This is a genomic window from Amycolatopsis sp. NPDC104819, assembly GCF_055583145.1.
In genome coordinates this window covers 468,530-486,525 of record NZ_JBVJON010000003.1, presented here as the reverse complement: position 1 = coordinate 486,525, position 17,996 = coordinate 468,530, and the positions used below count along the sequence as shown (strand labels likewise).

Below are 17,996 nucleotides of genomic sequence, written 5' to 3'. Positions count from 1 at the left end.
TCAGAACGCCGGGACGATCCGGACGTCGTCCGCCTTGACGAACGCGATCCGGTGCCCGAACTGGATCTGGACGTACCGGAGCTTGCCCTTCACGACCACGTGGTCGGCCACGTCGAACGTGGTGGCCGAGTAGTACTCCGAGCCGACCGTCCCGGCCGAGGAGTACTTCTGCCCGGCCGACAGCGTGTACGGCAGCGGCGTGATGGCCTGCGGCGTGAGGTTCGCCGGGTAGGCCTCGGGCTCGGGGTAGGCGCGGCCGTAGACGGGCACGGTCGCGAGGCCCGGTTTCGGCGTGACGACCCAGCCGATCGCGGGCTTGGCGACGCGGGCGTTGCGCGGGTTGTGGAACCAGCCCTTCTGCCCGAGGTACCAGATCGCCGTCCAGTCGCCACGGACTTCGGCGACGGCGTACTGCTGCCCGGTCGCGGCCCGGCTGCCGACGTCGGCGACGTCCATGGTCGACGCCGTGCCCTTCGGGTGCAGGCCGATGTCGACGAGCAGCGGCGACGTCTCACTGGGCTCCGAGTGCAGCACGACGGCCTCGGAACCCCGGGCGGCGCAGGGGGCTCCGGCGGTGTCGCAACCGGTGAAGATCGGCTGGTTCTTCGCGAAGTCCGGCTTGATGGTGACCAGCGACGAGCCGGGCAGCCCGAACCCGCCGAGCGGCGCGCCCAGCAGGTCGAAGTAGTGCGACCAGTCCCAGTAGGGGCCCGGGTCCCAGTGCATGCCCGCGATGGTCGACGGGATCGTGCCCGGCACGTTGTCGTGGCCGATGATGTGCGCGCGGTCCAGCGGGATGTCGTACTTGCGCGCGAGGTAGCCGACGAGCTTCGCGCTCGAGCGGTACATCGCCTCGGTGTACCAGGTGCCCTTCGCGGCGAAGCCCTCGTGCTCGACGCCGATGGACTTCGCGTTGACGTACCAGTTCCCGGCGTGCCAGGCGACGTCCTTGGTCGGCACGTGCTGCGCGATCAGGCCATCGTTCGAGCGGACGGTGTAGTGCCAGCTCACGTACGTCGGGTCCTGGGCGAGCTTGAGGACGCTGTCCCAGTAGCCCTCGGTGTCGTGGATGACGATGTGGTCGATCTTCTGGCTGACCGGCCGGTTGGCGAGGTCGTGGTTGCCGTAGTCGTCGTTCGGCAGCTCCTGGTAGGGAGCCGGGACGGACTCGCACGTGACGGTCCGGGGGCACTCGACGTTCGCCGGGTTCCCGGGGTGCTGCCTCGTGGCGGCGTCCGGCGTCGCGGCGAGGGTGACCTGCTGGCCGTCGTCGGTGGTGCGGCTCATGCCGGTCTTGATGGTGTCGAAGACCTCGTCGGCGAACGTCTGGGCGGCGTCGCCGGTGGAGCCGCTGTACTGCGCGACCGCGTCGTACCAGTCGGGCTTCGCGGCGTGGTACTTCGCGAGGAGGGCGGCTCCGCCGCGGATGTTCTGGGTGGGGTCGGTGCGGAGAGTCTCGGCTTTTTGCCCCGTGAGCTGCGCGGCTTCGTCGATCGTTTGCAGGCCCTGGGGCGGGGCGGCGGGGCCTGCCTGTGGGTGCAGTGCCGGGCGCGCGTCGTCGCCTCGCGGGTCCTCGGTGCCCTCGTCGTGGTGGCTGGTCGCCACTCCCGCTTCGCGCACGTCCGTGAGGTGCATCGGGCCGTAGCCGGCGGCGGTGCTGGGTGTGCCCGCGTTGGTGTCCCAGCGGGACTCCAGGTAGGAGACGCCGAGGAGGACGTTCTCGGGGACGCCGAACTCCTTCGCGGCCGCCGTGAAGTCGTGTTGGCGTTGGCTGGTGGTGCCGGCTTGCGCGGGTGTTGCCGCGAGGCCGGTGAGGAGGGTGGCCGCGGCGATGAGTGCTGCGGATCTCGGGAGGGACATGGGCATAAACCCCCAGGGTTCAGGTGCCAGACGGTGAGAACCTAACCAGAAACTCACGCTGGGGGTAAGAGGCGGTGACCGCTCATCGTCGTCACCCGCCGGGGTTCGCCGCGGTCAAAGGTGCCGGTCAGGGTGCCTACGCCGGTGTTTGCCACGCCCGAGTGGACCCTCCTTGCACGACTGGCACTCACGTGGCTAGAGTGCTAATCGCACGGCCCGACAGCCCCGGCACCCGCGACGGCGGGGGTGGTAGAGCCGTAACCACATCCTGCCAACGCTTTCGACGACCGTGGAGGTCAACCCGGTGAGCGTGAACATCAAGCCGCTCGAGGACAAGATCGTTGTCCAGACGAGCGAGGCCGAGGAGACGACCGCTTCCGGCCTCGTCATCCCCGACACCGCCAAGGAGAAGCCCCAGGAGGGCAAGGTTCTGGCCGTGGGCCCGGGCCGGATCGACGACAAGGGCAACCGCGTCCCGCTGGACGTGAACGTCGGCGACGTCGTCATCTACTCCAAGTACGGCGGCACCGAGGTCAAGTACAACGGTGAGGACTACCTCATCCTGTCCGCCCGCGACGTGCTGGCCGTCATCAACTGACGTCCGCTCGCAGCGCATGACGCCCCGGGCCCCGCACAACGCCGGGGAGCGGGGCGTTCTTGCGTTCTGGACCCACCGAAAGGTAAGCGGAAAACGCTATGCCCAAGCAGATCAGTTTCGACGAGGACGCTCGTCGCGCGCTGGAGCGCGGGGTGGACAAGCTCGCCAACGCGGTCAAGGTCACCCTTGGCCCGCGCGGTCGCCACGTCGTGCTCGACAAGAAGTTCGGCGGCCCGACCATCACCCTCGACGGCGTGACCGTCGCGCGTGAGATCGAGCTCGACGACCCGTTCGAGAACCTCGGCGCGCAGCTCGCCAAGAGCGTCGCCACCAAGACCAACGACGTCGCCGGTGACGGCACCACGACCGCGACCGTGCTCGCGCAGTCGCTGGTGAAGGTCGGCCTGCGCAACGTCGCGGCCGGCGCCAACCCGACCTCGGTCGGCCGTGGCATCGAGGCCGCCGCGGAGAAGGTCATCGAGGTCCTCAAGGCCAAGGCCACCCCGGTCAAGGGCCGCGAGAACATCGCGCAGGTCGGCACCGTGACCTCGCGTGACGCCAACATCGGCGCCCTGCTCGGCGAAGCCGTCGAGAAGGTCGGCGAAGACGGCGTCATCACCATCGAGGAGTCGTCGACCCTGGCGACCGAGCTGGTGATCACCGAGGGTGTCCAGTTCGACAAGGGCTTCCTCTCGGCGCACTTCGCGACCAACCCGGAGGAGCAGAAGGCGATCCTCGAGGACGCCTACATCCTGCTCGTCCGCGAGAAGGTCTCGTCGCTGGCCGAGCTGCTGCCGGTGCTCGAGAAGGTCGTCGAGGCCAAGAAGCCGCTGCTCATCATCGCCGAGGACGTCGACGGCGAAGCGCTGTCCACCCTCGTGGTGAACTCGCTGCGCAAGACCATCACCGCCGTCGCGGTCAAGGCGCCGTTCTTCGGCGACCGCCGCAAGGCGTTCCTGGACGACCTCGCGGTCGTCACCGGCGGCGAGGTCATCTCCGCGGAGATCGGCCGCAAGCTGGCCGACGTCGACCTCGGCGCGCTGGGCAAGGCCCGCCGGATCGTCGTCACCAAGGACGACACCACGATCGTCGACGGTGACGGCACCAAGGACGCCATCGCCGGGCGGGTCGCGCAGATCCGCAAGGAGATCGAGACGACCGATTCCGACTGGGACCGCGAGAAGCTGCAGGAGCGGCTCGCGAAGCTCGGCGGCGGCGTCGCGGTCATCAAGGTCGGCGCGGCCACCGAGACCGAGCTGAACGAGCGCAAGCACCGCATCGAGGACGCCGTGGCTTCGACCAAGGCGGCCGTCGAGGAGGGCATCCTGCCCGGCGGCGGTTCGGCGCTGGTCCACGCGGTCAAGGAGCTCGAAGACGGCCTCGGCCTCGAGGGCGACGAAGCGACCGGTGTCCGCATCGTGCGCGACGCGCTGTCCGCCCCGCTGTTCTGGATCGCGACCAACGCGGGCCACGAGGGCGCGGTCATCGTCAACAAGGTCCGGGAGCAGAGCTGGGGCCACGGCTTCAACGCCGCGACCGGCGAGCTGACCGACCTGCTGGCCGCCGGCATCGTCGACCCGGTCAAGGTGACCCGGTCCGCGGTGGCGAACGCCGCTTCGATCGCACGTCTCGTGCTGACGACGGAGTCGTCGGTCGTCGAGAAGCCGGTCGAGGAAGAGCCCGCCGCGGCGGGCCACGGCCACTCGCACTGACGCAAGTCCCGATCCGGGCGGCACTCCTGACGGGGTGCCGCCCGGTTTCGTTTCCGGGCCGGGGACTTCGCGAGCTACGCCGAGTGGACCCCGTTCATCGTCCGGGGCGTGGGCCGCGCCGAGGGAAGCCGATGCCGCACCGGCCCGTCGAGCCGGCCACGCGCACTGACGTAGGACACGAAGAAGGGGCGGCACGAGTGTGCCGCCCCCTTCTTCGCGCCCGGAACAGCACGAAGGGCGGCACCCCACCCGGTGCCGCCCTTCGATGTCTGTGGGGCGCTCAGCCGCCGGACATGCTGAGCGCGCGTTTGTCGGACTTGATGAGGTGCTCCCGCTCGGACTCCGAGAGGCCGCCCCAGATGCCGTAGGGCTCGTGCACCGCCAGCGCGTGGCTGCGGCACATCTCCAGGACGGGGCAGCTCAGGCAGACCGCCTTAGCCCTGGCCTCCCGCCGTGCCCGCGCCGGGCCGCGCTCGCCGTCCGGGTGAAAGAAGGACGCGCTGTCCATCCCCCGGCACGACCCCTCGAGCTGCCAGTCCCACATGTCGGCGTTGGGTCCTGGGAGCCTGCGCGTGTCTGCCATCCTGACCGCCTCCGTCATTCGGTCGATGCCGCTAGCTGCTCTGCTGTGGTGCCGATACTCCATTCGGTGCAACGGCGGTAACGTTAGAAGCGCGCCAATAGTTGTTCAAGCGATTCGGTTCGATTCAGCCGTTAGGCATCCCCCGGATGTGTGAGCTGGGGTTTCGCCTCCGGTTGCCGACTGCGCTGAGTGCCTGGATATTGAGGCTCGTGGGAGCTGGGTCGGGTACCGAAGAACCCACCCTGCCGGTGGCCTCGGTCGCCCGCCGGCTCGGGGTCGCGCCGTCCACCCTCAGAACCTGGGACCGGCGCTACGGGCTCGGCCCCAGCCGTCACACCGACGGCCGGCACCGCCGCTACGGCACCTCCGACATCGGTCGTCTGGAACTCATGCAACGCGCTCTCCTCAGCGGGGCGTCGACGGCCGAAGCCGCGCGCTACGCGCTGGAGCAGATGCCGCGGTCCGGCCCGCCCCAGCCGGAAGAACCCGACGAGCCCCCGGGAGTGCCCGGCGCCGACGACGGCCTCGAGGTCCGCTCCCGCCTGGCCCGCCGCCTGAGCACGGCGGCGCTCGCGATGGACGTGGGCGCGGTCCAGCGCATGCTCGCGGACACGATCGCCGAGCTCGGCGTCCTGCCGGCGTGGACGGGCGTGATCGAGCCGGTGCTCTCGGCACTGGGTGCCCGCTGGCGAGGCGCGAGCGCGGGCGCGGAGGTGGAGTACCTGCTGGCCGAGTGCGTGTTCGCGGCGCTGGTCCGCGCGACCCCGGTCCTCGACGAGCCCCGCAACACGAGGCCGGTGCTCCTGGGCTGCGTCCCGGAGGAGCGCGACACGATGCCGATGTACGCACTGGCGGCGTCCTTGGCGGGCCGCCGCATCGGGGCGCAGCTGTTCGGGGTGGCGCTGCCGGCGGAGGTCCTGGCGGTGGCGGTCCGGAGGAGTGCGCCGGCGGCGGTCGTGCTGTGGGCGCATCGGCGAGGGGTGGCGGACACACGGCTGTTCGCCCGGGTCTCCCGCGGGCGGCAGCGGAGCCGGTTGTTCGCGTGCGGGCCGGGGTGGGATCCGGCGGGACTGCCGGACAAGGTGGAGCTGCTGACGGACCTGCCGGGAGCGGCGGACCGCATCGAGCACGTCCTCGTCGGCGGACGCCACTGAGCCGGGTCCTCGGTGGGCCAGGTACACCACACCGGAGGTCGCGGTAGCGGCCCGGGAAGGTCATGAATGACTCATTCATGACCTCTGACGAGGTGAATGAGTCATTCACGACATCGCAGCGGCCCGCCGGTCACGTTCGCCCCGACTTTTGCCGGAACTCTGCGAGGGAAGGGCGGGGCCGTGCCCATCCGCTCCGACGGCGACGCTCGGAGCGGCAGCCGAGGCGAGCGGAGCCCACCGCAGCGACCGAACCGGCCGGCCTCCCGACCACGGCAGACCTGCTCCCCGAGCGAGTTCGATCATGATTCTGTCGGTGGGAACCGCTAGAAAGGACGGGTGCACGAACCCGCCCTCAGGACCGCAGCCTTCGGGAGTGACCCCCTGCCCGACCCGGCCGCCCTCCGAAGCGGCGGCAACGACACCCCCAAAGCCCCCCTGCTCGCCGCGATCGTCCTCGGCGCCCGGGGGCGCTACGCCGCCGCTGCGACGCTCCTGGTGGCTCTCCGGCGGCACCACGACCCCCTCCTGTCCTCGCTGGCCGCCAGCACCCTCGGCGCGCACCGGCGGCAGCTGGGCGGCCACCGGCAGGCCCGCGCCCTCGACGGCGAAGCCCTCGCGAAGGCCGCCGGCCTCGACACGCCCCCCGACCCCGACTGCCTCGACGCCCGGGGAGCCAGAGCCGACGCCTACCTCGGCCTCGCCGCCGACAACCTCGCCCTCGGGCGCCTCCAAGCCGCGAGGCGGCTCGCCGCCAGGGCCGGAGCCGAGGACGACCGCTGGCGAACCCGGGTCCGCGGTGGGTGGGTCGGCGCCGAAATCGAGCTCGCCGCAGGTCAGGGCGCCGACGCCGTGCCCCATGCCGAACGCGCTTTCGAAACCGCGCAGGCCCGGGGTGCGCGGCGGCACGCCGTGAAATCCGGGATTGTGCTGGCAGTCGCCCTGCGGGCGGCCGGCGCCCCCGATCACCGGAACATTTCGGACGACCTTGTCGGAAAGGCAATGGCGACCGCCGAGGAATGCGAACTGCTTTCACTTTTGTGGCCCGCGGCCCTCGTCGCGGTCGATCTGCGCCCAGGACACGCCGAGGAGTATCGATTCAGAGCCGCCCAGGTGTTGCACGCAGTGTTACGAAGCGCAGATCCTTGCGGGAGGAGGATCGCGGGGGAATCCCCATGGGTGCCCGCCCCGGGTGGTTGAGCCGTCGGAATGGGGTGTTCCGGCATCCGGGCTAAGAAGTTTCAAAAAAAGCCACCGGATCGTGTCAAGGTTCGGGCTAAAGCGTCCGATAGGGGAAGTGGAATGTCACCCGGCTGCAGGAAGGAAACCCCGTGACGACGGTCTTGATCTGCGATGACCGACGCAGTGTCCGTGAAGGGCTCACCCGAGTGATGTCCGCGGTCCCTGGGGTCAGTCGCATCGACTGCGTAGCGCACGGTGACGAGCTGCTGGCCCGGTACTCCCGTCAGCCCGTCGACGTCGTGCTGGTCGGGACGCAACGCGCGGTCCCGACAGGTGTCGAAGCCACTCGACGGCTCGTCTCCGCGAACCCCCAGGCGAACGTCATCGTCTTCGGCGCCCCCGACGACGCCGGCAGCATCGCCGCCGCCATCGCCGGCGGCGCCCGTGGCTACCTCCGCTGGGACGCGTCCCGGCCGGAGCTGGTCGCCGCGCTGGCCCACACCCTCGCGAGCACCTCGGTGCCCGCGCCCCGTCAGCCGTCCGACCCGGGCGTCCAGCTGACCGAGCGCGAGCTTCAGGTGCTCCGCGGGATGAGCCAGGGCAAGAGCAACGGCCAGATCGGCCGCGAGCTGTACCTGTCCGAGGACACGGTCAAGACCCACGCCCGGCGGCTGTTCCGCAAGCTCGGCGTGCGCGACCGCGCGCAGGCCGTGGCGCACGGCTTCCGCCGCGGCCTGGTCAGCTGACCGGTTCCACGGCACTCTCCTCGATCCTGACACGGCCGGAATACAGGTGACACGGGCCAGGGCGCACCGCCCTGGCCCGTACCTGTGTGGTCCCCATCACACTCCGGCGCCCTTCGGGGCAGCCTCACGGCGGTTCTCAGCCCCGGCACCCGGCGGATCTCGTACCCGCGACGCCGCTCGCTCGTTGAACGACGAAGTCGACCGCGGGTCCGCAGGACAACCCGCATTTTTGTGGCTCCGGCAGCCGCGGCGCGCCGGGGAACACCGCGCGCGTCGCTCCGTTGCCGGCCGCAGGTACGGTAGCGGTCACCGGCGCGCGGTGCAGGGCAACCACGAACCGGACTCTTTGCACGCCTACACGTAACACTGGGACTGTTGTCTGCGATGGCCAATGTGGGGGATGGACTGGATGAACCGGTCGCCGCTGCTGTCGAGGGAGATCCCCAGGCAGTGGAGCGGCTGCTGGCTGCTATCCGTCCACTGGTAGTGCGGTATTGCCGCGCCCGGGTTGGCAGGCAGGAGCGATCCTTCGCTTCGGCGGACGACGTTGCGCAGGAGGTGTGTCTCGCGGTGCTAACGGCATTGCCCTCGTACCGCGACCAAGGCCGCCCGTTCCTGGCGTTCGTCTACGGGATCGCCCAGCACAAGGTGGCCGACGCGCATCGCGCGGCGGCGCGCAACCGAGCCGAACCGGTGGCCGAGATCCCCGACGAGGTCGAAGGCGGGGTCGGTCCCGAGCAGCGGGCGCTGCAAGGTGAGCTCAACGAGCGGATGTCCCAGTTGTTGCAGGTGCTGCCGGACAAGCAGCGGGAGATCGTGGTGTTGCGCGTGGTGGTCGGCCTGTCGGCGGAGGAGACCGCGGACGCGGTCGGCTCGACGCCCGGCGCGGTCCGCGTCGCCCAGCACCGTGCCCTCGCGCGGCTGAGAAAGGTCCTGGCCGCGGAGGAGGTGATCTGAGTGACCGGTCCTGAGAAGAGCTACGAGCCGGACGACATTTTCGGTAGTGGCTTGTCGTCGTCGGAGGCGGAGTTCGCCGCCGATCTGTCGGCGGTGCAAGCCGACGACGCCTTGCTCGACGCGCTCGGCGGGTCCGACCCGGCGCTGGCCGACGGTCTCGGAGACCAGGAGCTCAACGCGTTGCTGGTCGCGTGGCGAAGAGACATCGACAGTGAGCCCTTGGCCGAACTCGTCGACGTCGACACCGCCGTGCGGACCGTCAACACCGCCGCTCTCGCGAGGCGGCATTCTTCGAGCGGACGCCGCCGCAGGCTGCTCGTCCCCGTCGCCGTCGCCGCCGCCGTGCTGGCGATCGCGTTCACCGGGACCGGGCTGGCCGCGCGCTCCGCGCAACCCGGCGACACCCTCTGGGGTCTCGCGAAGGTCCTCTACTCCGATCACACGCGCTCGGTCGAAGCGGCCGCGAACGCGAAGCTCGACCTCGAGAAGGCCAACCTGGCCATCGCCGGCGGCAACCTTGACGCCGCCCGCGAAGCCCTCGACGCCGCGCAGGCCGCGCTGTCGCAGGTCAGCGACGAAGACAACCGCGACCAGCTGATGGAGCAGCACCGGCAGCTCGCCGCCCAGCTCCAGAACCCGGAAGCGCCGGTCCAGGGGCCGATCCAGACTTCTTCGCCGCAGGTGCCACCGAGCGGCGCCACGTCGACGCAGGTGCCGCCGGCCGGCTCGGCGACGTCCATCCCCGGCAGTGGCAGCGGCACGACCAGCCTGCCGGGCAGCGGGACGCCGACCCCGACGCCTCCGCCGCCGACCACCACGCTGCCGCCGCCGACCACCGAGCCGCCGCCGACCAGCACGGCCGCGAGTGGCAACGACCCCGGCACGAACACCGGCCGCAGCGAGTCCTCGGTCGGTGGCCAGAGCGTCGGCGAAGGCCAGTAAGAACCCACGAAAAAGCCCTGGTGAGCAAGCTCACCAGGGCTTTTTTGGTGGAGTCAGTAGGCGCTCTCGTTGGCCGTGACGCCGTCGGCGAAGCCGCGACAGTAGTCCCAGCTCACGTAGTCGCCGGGGTTCGGGTCGAAGGCCGGCTCGTGCGGCCGCATCCGCCCGTCGGCCAGCAGCTGCTCCAGGCTGGAACGCAGCAGGTGCCAGTCGTGGTAGTGCGGTTCGTCGCACTCACCGCAGTCGACGACGATCCCGCGGACCCCGCGGGGCTCGAGGAGCGCCTGGTAGACGGCCAGATCCGAGAGGTCGGCCAGCAGCTCGGTGCGTTCTTGGTCGCTGATCGGCTCGTCCAGCCGGTCCTCGTCGTCACCGAAGGCGCGGGCCGGGTCGTCCGGGTCGTCCGCGAACGGGTCTGGAGGCAATACATCATGCGCCACGGCCTGCACGGTACCGGGCGCTCCCGGCGCCTCGCCCACCGCCCGGGGCTGGGCGTGACGGCGGATATCATGAGGGGAAGGCTCCGAGTCGCCAGTTGATCTTGATCAGACACAGCGACCCCGCTCATCCCGCGCCAGGAAGGCCCTTCACCCGCTATGACCAGCGACGGCATCACCGCCCCCGTGCCGGCCAAGTTCGCCATGCTCGGCCTGACCTTCGACGACGTGCTGCTGCTGCCGGCCGAATCGGACGTCGTGCCCAGCGCGGTGGACACCGGCACGCGGCTGACCCGGAACATCACCCTCGGCATCCCGCTGGTCTCCGCCGCGATGGACACTGTCACCGAGGCGCGGATGGCCATCGCCATGGCCCGCCAGGGCGGCATCGGCGTGCTCCAGCGCAACCTCCCGATCGACGAGCAGGCCGCCGCGGTCGAGGTGGTGAAGCGGTCCGAGGCGGGCATGGTCACCGACCCGGTCACCTGCTCGCCCGACGCCACGCTGGCCGAGGTCGACGCCCTGTGCGCGAAGTTCCGCATCTCCGGCGTCCCGGTGGCCGACGCGTCCGGCGCGCTGGTGGGCATCATCACCAACCGCGACATGCGGTTCGAGGTCGACCACAGCCGCCCGGTGTCCGAGGTCATGACGAAGGCGCCGCTGGTCACCGCACAGGTCGGGGTGTCCGCGGACGCCGCGCTCGGCCTGCTGCGCCGGCACAAGATCGAGAAGCTGCCGATCGTCGACGGCGCGGGCAAGCTGCGCGGGCTGATCACGGTCAAGGACTTCGTGAAGACCGAGCAGTACCCGAAGGCGACGAAGGACCCGGACGGCCGCCTGATCGTCGGCGCCGCGGTCGGCGTCGGCCCGGACGGCCACAAGCGCGCGATGGCGCTGGCCGACGCGGGTGTCGACGTCCTGATGGTCGACACCGCGCACGGGCACTCCCGCGCGGTCGTCGAGACCGTCTCGCTGCTGAAGAAGGAGCTGGGCGACGCGGTCGACATCGTCGGTGGCAACGTCGCGACCCGGGCGGGCGCGCAGGCGCTGGTCGACGCGGGCGCGGACGGCGTCAAGGTCGGCGTGGGCCCGGGCTCGATCTGCACCACCCGGATCGTCGCGGGGGTCGGCGTCCCGCAGATCTCCGCGATCTTCGAGGCCGACCAGGCGTGCCGCCCGGCGGGTGTCCCGGTGATCGGCGACGGCGGCATCCAGTACTCCGGCGACATCGCGAAGGCGATCGCGTCCGGCGCGTCCACCGTGATGCTGGGCAGCCTGCTGGCCGGCACCGCGGAGTCGCCTGGTGACCTGATCCTGGTCAACGGCAAGCAGTTCAAGGTCTACCGCGGCATGGGCTCGCTCGGCGCGATGCAGTCGCGGGGCCAGGCGAAGTCGTACTCGAAGGACCGCTACGCCCAGGACGACGTGCTGAGCGAGGACAAGCTGGTTCCCGAAGGCATCGAAGGCCGGATCCCGTTCCGCGGGCCGCTGGCCAACGTCGTGCACCAGCTCGTCGGCGGCCTGCGCTCGGGCATGGGTTACGCGGGCGCGAACACGATCGCCGAGCTGCAGGACGCGCAGCTGGTCCGGATCACCGCGGCCGGGCTCAAGGAGAGCCACCCGCACGACATCACGATGACGGTCGAGGCCCCGAACTACACGACCCGCTAGGCCGCCCTTTCGGTCGTTCCGCCCCTGGTCATGGGTCGTGAGACTCGGCCCATGACCAGGATTTCACGACGGACACTGGTGGCCACGGCCGCCTCGGCGGCGCTGCTGGGAGTCGGCGGCGGGGCCGCGGCCTCGGCGTCGGACACCCCGGCGGCCCCGCAGGTCCAGCAGTCGCCGGGCGAGATCTGGAAGCGCACCGACCTCTACTTCGGCACCGGCAAGCCGGACGGCACCGAGGTGACCGACCGCGAGTTCGCCGCCTTCTCCGACCGGGAGATCACCCCGGCGTTCCCGGACGGCTTCACCCGCCTCGACGGCAGCGGCCAGTGGCGCGGCGGGTCCGGGACGATCGTCCGGGAACACACCCATGTGGTCGTACTGCTCTACCCGTTCGCCGACCGCGACGCCGAGCGGGAGATCGAAGGGCTGCGCGCCGACTACAAAAAGCAGTTCCAGCAGGAGTCCGTACTGCGTTCGGACTCAGTGGAGAAGGTCTCTTTCTGAGTTTTCGTGACCTAGAGTGCTTACGGTAATCGGCCTATCGCCTTGCGTGGCCACTTTGGTGTGCACTGAACGGCATGACGGTCAGCCGCTTCACGCGCGTGCTGCGCACGGTGTTCTTCACGGCCGTCGCGATCATTTCGCTCTTCCTCGGCGGCATCGTCTGCCTGATGTGCCAGGTGCTCGCCGGCCGTGACGCGCCCACCTACCGCGTCGAGGGGCACATCGTGTCCCACGAGCAGGGCGCGCTCCCGGTCGGCGGCGACGAGGACGCGGTCAGCCACACGATCGCGGTCGACGCCGGCAACCACCTCTACCGCGTCACGGCGGTCGGCCCCGACCTCGACCTGCCCACGGGGCAGCCGGTCGCGCTCGACGTCTCGACGGCCGACGGCAGCATCGCGTACCTCCGCGCCGGCGGCGGCGTGATCGACCTCCGGCCGGGAGTGATCCGGCCGGTGCTGCTGATCGTCGCGTCCCTGTTCGCGCTGGGCGCGGTGTACTTCGGCGCGGTCCGGCTGAACGTGTACCCACCCCTGGCCACCTGGCTGGCGCTCGCCCTCGGCGCGCTGCTGGCGCCCGTGGTCGTCTTCGTGCGGGTGTGAGGTGCCCGGCAGCCTGGTCGCACCCGCGGTGTGGGGCGTCGCCGCTGGCGCGGGGCTGGCCTTCGCCGTCTACGGGATCCTCGAGTCGGCCGGGCCGGTCGAGCACGCCGAAGCCACCGTCGAGGCGTACGAGGACTACCGGTCGGAGACGGGGACCTCCAGCTACGAACTCGTCGTGCGCACCGCGTCCGGCGAGCGCCTGGAGACGTCGGGAAGTGAGAAGCGCCTCGGCGTGCGACCCGGCGAGGCGGTCCAGGTCGAGATCTCCGACGTGGGCCGCGAGGTGCAGGCCGTGGTGGTCTATCAGCGCCGCGTCGCCACCGACGCCGGGGAAGGCCTGGCGTTCTGGGGCGTGGTCGTCGGCGGCGGATCGCTGTTCGGCGCGCTGGCGAGCGCGGCCGAGGCCCGGCGTCCGCTGCCGGCCGCGCTGAGCACGGCGGCCGGGCTCGGCGTGGGTGTGGCGCCCGTGTTGCTGCTGTTCTACTGAGCCGCTGGTTGCCAATCCGACCGCAGTGACGGCCGATGGCTTTGTGGCGACGGTTTCGTGCCGCTCGGAGGCCCGGCCTGCTTTTCGGTCGCATTGGCAACCCCCGTGCGCGGGTCACCCACGCGGACTAGCGACAATGGGGCACGGCAGATTGTCGTCGTCGGAGGAGGCTTCACGTGCGGGACCTGGTCGAGATCGGGATGGGCCGCACCGCGCGGCGGGCGTATGACCTCGACGACGTCGAGATCGTGCCGTCGCGGCGGACCCGGTCGTCTTCGGTGGTGTCCACCTCCTGGCAGATCGACGCCTACCGCTTCGACCTGCCGCTCGTCACGCACCCGACCGACGCGATCGTTTCGCCCGGCACCGCGGTCGCCGTCGGTGAGCTGGGCGGGCTGGGCGTGCTCAACGCCGAAGGGCTCTGGGCGCGGCACCCCAACGTCGAGGACGCCATCTTCCAGCTGGTCCGCGCGGCCGAGGACCTCGAGGACCCGACGGCGGTCGGGCGTGTGCTGCAGGAGCTGCACGCCGCGCCGATCCGGCTCGACCTGCTGACCGAAGCGATCAAGACCGTCCGCGAGTCCGGCGTCACGGTCGCCGCGCGCGTCAGCCCGCAGCACGCCGCCGAGCTGACCCCGGACCTGATCGCGGCCGGCGTCGAGATCCTGGTCGTGCAGGGCACGATCATCTCCGCCGAACACGTGGTGCGCGACGCCGAGCCGCTCAACCTCAAGGACTTCATCGGCCGCCTCGACGTCCCGGTGATCGCCGGCGGTGTGAGCGACTACCGCACGGCGATGCACCTGATGCGCACGGGCGCGGCCGGCGTCATCGTCGGCCACGGCTACACGCCGGGCGTGACGAGCACCGACCGCGTGCTCGGCATCGGCGTCCCGATGGCCACGGCGATCATCGACGCCGCGGCCGCCCGCCGCGACTACCTCGACGAGACCGGCGGCCGCTACGTGCACGTGCTGGCCGACGGCGGCATGACGACCTCGGGTGACATCGCGAAGGCCATCGCGTGCGGCGCGGACGCCGTGATGCTGGGCTCCCCGCTGGCCGCCGCGTCGGACGCGCCCGGCCAGGGCCTCTACTGGACGGCGGCGGCCGCGCACCCGTCCCTGCCGCGCTCGCGCGTGGCGGCCGGGCCGGACTACGCCGTCGACCTCAAGACCCTGCTGTTCGGGCCGTCGTCGGACGCGGAAGGCGTGGTGAACCTCTTCGGGGCGCTCCGCCGTGCGATGGCGAAGACGGGTTACTCGGACCTCAAGGAGTTCCAGCGAGTGGGGCTCACCGTCCGCCGCTAGTGTTCTACGACACAGAGTGTCTGACATAGAGCGCTGCGTGGCCGGGGAGGGCGACGATGGGTTCCGTGTACGACCCGAACGCGGATTGGTCGTTGCCGGGGCCGAACGGTGTTCCGGTGGCGGGTTCGTACGGTGCCGGGCCCGGCGGCGCCGGCTTCGCCTACGACGAAGCGACGCTCCGGGAGCTGGCCAAGGACTGGGACGACCTGGCCGACGAGTTCAGGGAAGACCGTAAGAAGGCCAACTACATCGCCAGCGCTCAGGGCCCGGGCCTTGAGTACGCCAGCCAGGGCAACGCCAAGCAGATCCGAGCTTCCGGTGAGACTCTGCTGAAAACATTGACTGCGCGTGAGGAGTACTGCCGGGCGATGGCGGAACGATTCCGGGCGGCGTTGGGTAAGTACGCTGCTGCCGAGGACGCTCATCGGACCGAGATCGATCAGGCCGGAGGCAGTCTGTGATGCGCCGCGTGATGGTTCCGCTGAGTGCCGCATTGCTGGTGCTCGGTGCTTGTGGCACCACAAACGGGGGCACGGCTGTTCCGGTTCCGTCGGCGCCCTCCTCTGGGACTGCAGACGAGGTTCCTGGGCCGGGCGTGCCGAAGGTGGCGAACCCGATCGACCTCACGAGGCTTGAACAGGCACCGTGTGACGCGTTGACGCCAGCTCAGGTCGCCGGATTGCTCGGCTCGGAAGTGGAGACAAAACCTGAGCCTGACGCGGACGTAGGGCCCGTGTGCAACTGGGAAGCGCCCGGCAGGGCCGGCGTCGGCATCATTTTCGGCAAGCTGGACAAGCGTGGCCTGACCAGGGTCTATGCCGCGAAGGGGAACGCCTATCCCTTTGTCGAGCCGCTGGAGCCGGTTGACGGGTACCCGCTCGCCGCTTATGACGGCGTCGGGGATCAGCGGGCCAGGGGAGAGTGCACCGTCGCCGTGGGGACCAGTGACACCCAGGCCATCGACATCAGCGTTGATCAGTCGGAGAAGAACGTCGGCAAGAGTGATCCCTGCGAGGCCGCGCGTCAGGTCACGGCGATGGTGCTGGGCAACGCGAAGGCCGGGAGCTGACGGGTCAACTCCCGGCCGAGTGGACTACTGCCCGGTGACGTGCGCGAGGAACGCGCCGAAGGCCGCTTCCGAATAGACGAGGATCGGGCGGGGCGCCGGCTGCTTGGTGTCCCGCACCCCGACCACGCCGGGGGCGGCGCCGATCTCGACGCAGGCGTTCTCCTCGAAGTGGCTGTGGCTCGACTTGCGCCAACCGGTGAGCTGCTGCTGCGGGCTCATCGTGGTGCCTCCTGGATTCGTGTCCCGCTCAGCGGTGAATCGCCGACGTGGACATCGAGCACTTCGATAGATACCCACTTCCGGGCGCCGTGAAAGCGTCCAGAAGGGTGACTGGCCAGTAACTTACCTCTGGTCAGGACGGGAACCCCGGGTTACGCTCAAGGTGTGACTGCCAGTAACACCACCACCGGCGCAGGCGAACCCGACTACGACGTCGTCGTGGTGGGGTCGGGGTTCGGCGGCAGCGTCGCGGCGCTGCGGCTCACGGAGAAGGGCTACCGGGTAGCCGTCGTCGAGGCCGGGCGGAGGTTCGCCGACGACGAGTTCGCGAAGACGTCCTGGGACCTCAAGCGCTACCTCTGGGCGCCGCAGGTCGGCTGTTACGGCATCCAGCGCATCCACATGCTCAACGACGTCATGGTGCTGGCGGGCGCGGGCGTCGGCGGCGGGTCGCTCGTCTACGCGAACACGCTGTACCGGCCGCTGAAGCCGTTCTACGCCGACCGGCAGTGGTCGCACATCACGGACTGGGAGTCCGAGCTCGCGCCGCACTACGACCAGGCCAGCCGGATGCTCGGCGTCGTCACGAACCCGACCATCACGCCGTCCGACGTCGTGATGCGCGACGTCGCGAAGGACATGGGCGTCGCCGACTCCTTCCACGCGACGCCCGTCGGCGTTTACTTCGGCAAGCCCGGCGAGCGAGAGAAAGACCCGTACTTCGGCGGCGCGGGCCCCGCGCGGACCGGCTGCACCGAGTGCGGCTCGTGCATGACCGGCTGCCGCGTCGGCGCGAAGAACACGCTGGTCAAGAACTACCTCTACCTCGCGGAGCAGGACGGCGCGAAGGTCATCCCGCTGACGACGGTCACCTCGGTCCGGCCGGTCGAGGGCGGGTACGAAGTCGACCTGAAGAAGACGGGGACGACGTCCCGGCGCTTCCGGACGACGATCACCGCCGGGAAGGTCGTCTTCGCCGCCGGCACCTGGGGCACCCAGAACCTGCTGCACAAGCTGAAGGACACCGGCACGCTGCCGAAGCTGTCGCGCCGGCTCGGCGAGCTGACCCGCACGAACTCCGAGGCGATCATCGGCGCGGCCAGGACCGACGTCGACGAGAGCCGGAACTTCAGCCGCGGGGTCGCGATCACGTCGTCGATCCACCCGGACGAGAACACCCACATCGAGCCGGTCCGCTACGGCAAGGGCAGCAACGCGATGAGCCTGCTGCAGACGATCGCCACGGACGGCGCGTCGCCGGTGCCGCGCTGGCGGCAAGCGGTCAGCTTCATGGTCAAGCACCCGGTCCAGACGGCGAAGCTGCTCAACGGCTACCGCTGGAGCGAGCGCACGGTGATCCTGCTGGTGATGCAGAGCCTGGACAACTCGATCACGACGTACACGCGGCGCGGGCTGTTCGGCCGGCGCAAGTACACGTCGAAGCAGGGCCACGGCGAGCCGAACCCGAGCTTCATCCCGGCGGGCCACGAGGCCAACGAGCGCACGGCCGAGCGCATCGGCGGCCTCGCGGGCGGCACGTGGGGCGAGATCTTCGACATCCCCCTGACGGCCCACTTCATCGGCGGCGTCCCGATCGGCGCGACGGCCGAGGAGGGCGTGATCGACCCGTACCACCGGGTGTTCGGCTACCCGGGCCTGTCGGTGGTCGACGGCGCGGCGATCACGGCCAACCTGGGCGTGAACCCGTCGTTGACGATCACGGCCCAGGCCGAGCGGGCGTTCTCGTTCTGGCCGAACAAGGGCGAGGCGGACGCGCGGCCGGCGCAGGACGCGTCGTATGTCCGGTTGGCGTCGATCGCCCCGAAGAACCCGGCGGTTCCGGCCGACGCGCCCGCCGCCCTGCGCCGGACTTCGTGACGCCGCGCGGTACCGCATCGGACGACACGCGTGCCTGGACGGACGACACGGCACCCGGCTCGGCCGCGGAAGTGTCGTCCACCTGCGT

At 70.4% G+C, this 17,996-nt stretch carries 19 protein-coding genes; 15 read left to right on the top strand and 4 right to left on the bottom strand.

Annotated features, from left to right (window positions below; all coding sequences use genetic code 11):
* Complete coding sequence (locus ACZ63E_RS11470; RefSeq protein ID WP_465335912.1) at positions 1–1,866, bottom strand: N-acetylmuramoyl-L-alanine amidase; 1,866 nt, start codon at positions 1,864–1,866, stop codon at positions 1–3.
* Positions 1,867–2,164: 298 nt separating this feature from the next.
* Here ACZ63E_RS11470 and groES point away from each other — a divergent pair, with 298 nt between their 5' ends.
* Both groES and groL read left to right on the top strand, forming a co-directional pair.
* Positions 2,165–2,458 (top strand): co-chaperone GroES, encoded by a 294-nt coding sequence (gene groES, locus ACZ63E_RS11465; protein WP_004559922.1) that lies wholly within the window; start codon positions 2,165–2,167, stop codon positions 2,456–2,458.
* A gap of 98 nt (positions 2,459–2,556) precedes the next feature.
* Positions 2,557–4,170 (top strand): chaperonin GroEL, encoded by a 1,614-nt coding sequence (gene groL, locus ACZ63E_RS11460; RefSeq protein ID WP_465335911.1) that lies wholly within the window; start codon positions 2,557–2,559, stop codon positions 4,168–4,170.
* A gap of 280 nt (positions 4,171–4,450) precedes the next feature.
* On the opposite strand, the gene ACZ63E_RS11455 is transcribed toward groL, so the two are convergent.
* Positions 4,451–4,771, bottom strand: a complete 321-nt coding sequence (locus ACZ63E_RS11455) for a WhiB family transcriptional regulator (protein ID WP_026468909.1) — start codon at positions 4,769–4,771, stop codon at positions 4,451–4,453.
* A 191-nt stretch (positions 4,772–4,962) separates the two neighbouring features.
* On the opposite strand from ACZ63E_RS11455, the gene ACZ63E_RS11450 reads away from it, so the two are divergent.
* From ACZ63E_RS11450 to ACZ63E_RS11430, 5 genes are all read left to right on the top strand, one after another.
* Positions 4,963–5,907: a MerR family transcriptional regulator gene (locus ACZ63E_RS11450; protein WP_465335910.1), complete on the top strand. Its 945-nt coding sequence runs from the start codon at positions 4,963–4,965 to the stop codon at positions 5,905–5,907.
* Between the two features lie 336 nt (positions 5,908–6,243).
* The gene (locus ACZ63E_RS11445) at positions 6,244–7,104 is read left to right on the top strand and encodes a hypothetical protein (protein WP_465335909.1); all 861 of its coding nucleotides are present in this window, start codon (positions 6,244–6,246) and stop codon (positions 7,102–7,104) included.
* Positions 7,105–7,235: 131 nt separating this feature from the next.
* Complete coding sequence (locus ACZ63E_RS11440) at positions 7,236–7,832, top strand: response regulator transcription factor (RefSeq protein WP_003073605.1); 597 nt, start codon at positions 7,236–7,238, stop codon at positions 7,830–7,832.
* Between the two features lie 384 nt (positions 7,833–8,216).
* Positions 8,217–8,789, top strand: coding sequence for a sigma-70 family RNA polymerase sigma factor (locus ACZ63E_RS11435; RefSeq protein ID WP_026468912.1), 573 nt, complete (start codon positions 8,217–8,219; stop codon positions 8,787–8,789).
* Positions 8,790–9,731 (top strand): anti-sigma-D factor RsdA, encoded by a 942-nt coding sequence (locus ACZ63E_RS11430; protein ID WP_465335908.1) that lies wholly within the window; start codon positions 8,790–8,792, stop codon positions 9,729–9,731.
* A 53-nt stretch (positions 9,732–9,784) separates the two neighbouring features.
* Here ACZ63E_RS11430 and ACZ63E_RS11425 read toward each other — a convergent pair whose 3' ends face one another.
* The gene (locus ACZ63E_RS11425) at positions 9,785–10,180 is read right to left on the bottom strand and encodes a DUF5319 domain-containing protein (protein WP_465335907.1); all 396 of its coding nucleotides are present in this window, start codon (positions 10,178–10,180) and stop codon (positions 9,785–9,787) included.
* Positions 10,181–10,327: 147 nt separating this feature from the next.
* Here ACZ63E_RS11425 and guaB point away from each other — a divergent pair, with 147 nt between their 5' ends.
* The 7 genes from guaB to ACZ63E_RS11390 all read left to right on the top strand — a co-directional run bounded on the left by guaB (position 10,328) and on the right by ACZ63E_RS11390 (position 15,811).
* Positions 10,328–11,839: an IMP dehydrogenase gene (gene guaB / locus ACZ63E_RS11420; RefSeq protein WP_465335906.1), complete on the top strand. Its 1,512-nt coding sequence runs from the start codon at positions 10,328–10,330 to the stop codon at positions 11,837–11,839.
* A 51-nt stretch (positions 11,840–11,890) separates the two neighbouring features.
* Positions 11,891–12,343: a DUF3574 domain-containing protein gene (locus ACZ63E_RS11415; protein ID WP_465335905.1), complete on the top strand. Its 453-nt coding sequence runs from the start codon at positions 11,891–11,893 to the stop codon at positions 12,341–12,343.
* A gap of 74 nt (positions 12,344–12,417) precedes the next feature.
* On the top strand, positions 12,418–12,945 hold the full coding sequence (locus tag ACZ63E_RS11410; RefSeq protein ID WP_465308787.1) for a hypothetical protein: 528 nt from the start codon (positions 12,418–12,420) through the stop codon (positions 12,943–12,945).
* A gap of 1 nt (position 12,946) precedes the next feature.
* The gene (locus ACZ63E_RS11405; protein ID WP_465335904.1) at positions 12,947–13,432 is read left to right on the top strand and encodes a hypothetical protein; all 486 of its coding nucleotides are present in this window, start codon (positions 12,947–12,949) and stop codon (positions 13,430–13,432) included.
* 176 nt (positions 13,433–13,608) lie between these two features.
* Positions 13,609–14,742: a GuaB3 family IMP dehydrogenase-related protein gene (locus ACZ63E_RS11400; protein WP_465308791.1), complete on the top strand. Its 1,134-nt coding sequence runs from the start codon at positions 13,609–13,611 to the stop codon at positions 14,740–14,742.
* Between the two features lie 56 nt (positions 14,743–14,798).
* Positions 14,799–15,203, top strand: coding sequence for a hypothetical protein (locus ACZ63E_RS11395; protein ID WP_465335903.1), 405 nt, complete (start codon positions 14,799–14,801; stop codon positions 15,201–15,203).
* A complete protein-coding gene (locus ACZ63E_RS11390; RefSeq protein ID WP_465335902.1) occupies positions 15,203–15,811 on the top strand; it encodes a DUF3558 domain-containing protein in 609 nt (202 codons plus the stop codon). Before ACZ63E_RS11395 ends, ACZ63E_RS11390 begins: the two co-directional genes overlap by 1 nt.
* Before the next feature lie 24 nt (positions 15,812–15,835).
* Here ACZ63E_RS11390 and ACZ63E_RS11385 read toward each other — a convergent pair whose 3' ends face one another.
* The gene (locus ACZ63E_RS11385) at positions 15,836–16,030 is read right to left on the bottom strand and encodes a DUF397 domain-containing protein (protein WP_465335901.1); all 195 of its coding nucleotides are present in this window, start codon (positions 16,028–16,030) and stop codon (positions 15,836–15,838) included.
* Positions 16,031–16,195: 165 nt separating this feature from the next.
* Here ACZ63E_RS11385 and ACZ63E_RS11380 point away from each other — a divergent pair, with 165 nt between their 5' ends.
* On the top strand, positions 16,196–17,908 hold the full coding sequence (locus ACZ63E_RS11380) for an FAD-dependent oxidoreductase (RefSeq protein WP_465335900.1): 1,713 nt from the start codon (positions 16,196–16,198) through the stop codon (positions 17,906–17,908).
* Positions 17,909–17,996: the final 88 nt, after the last annotated feature.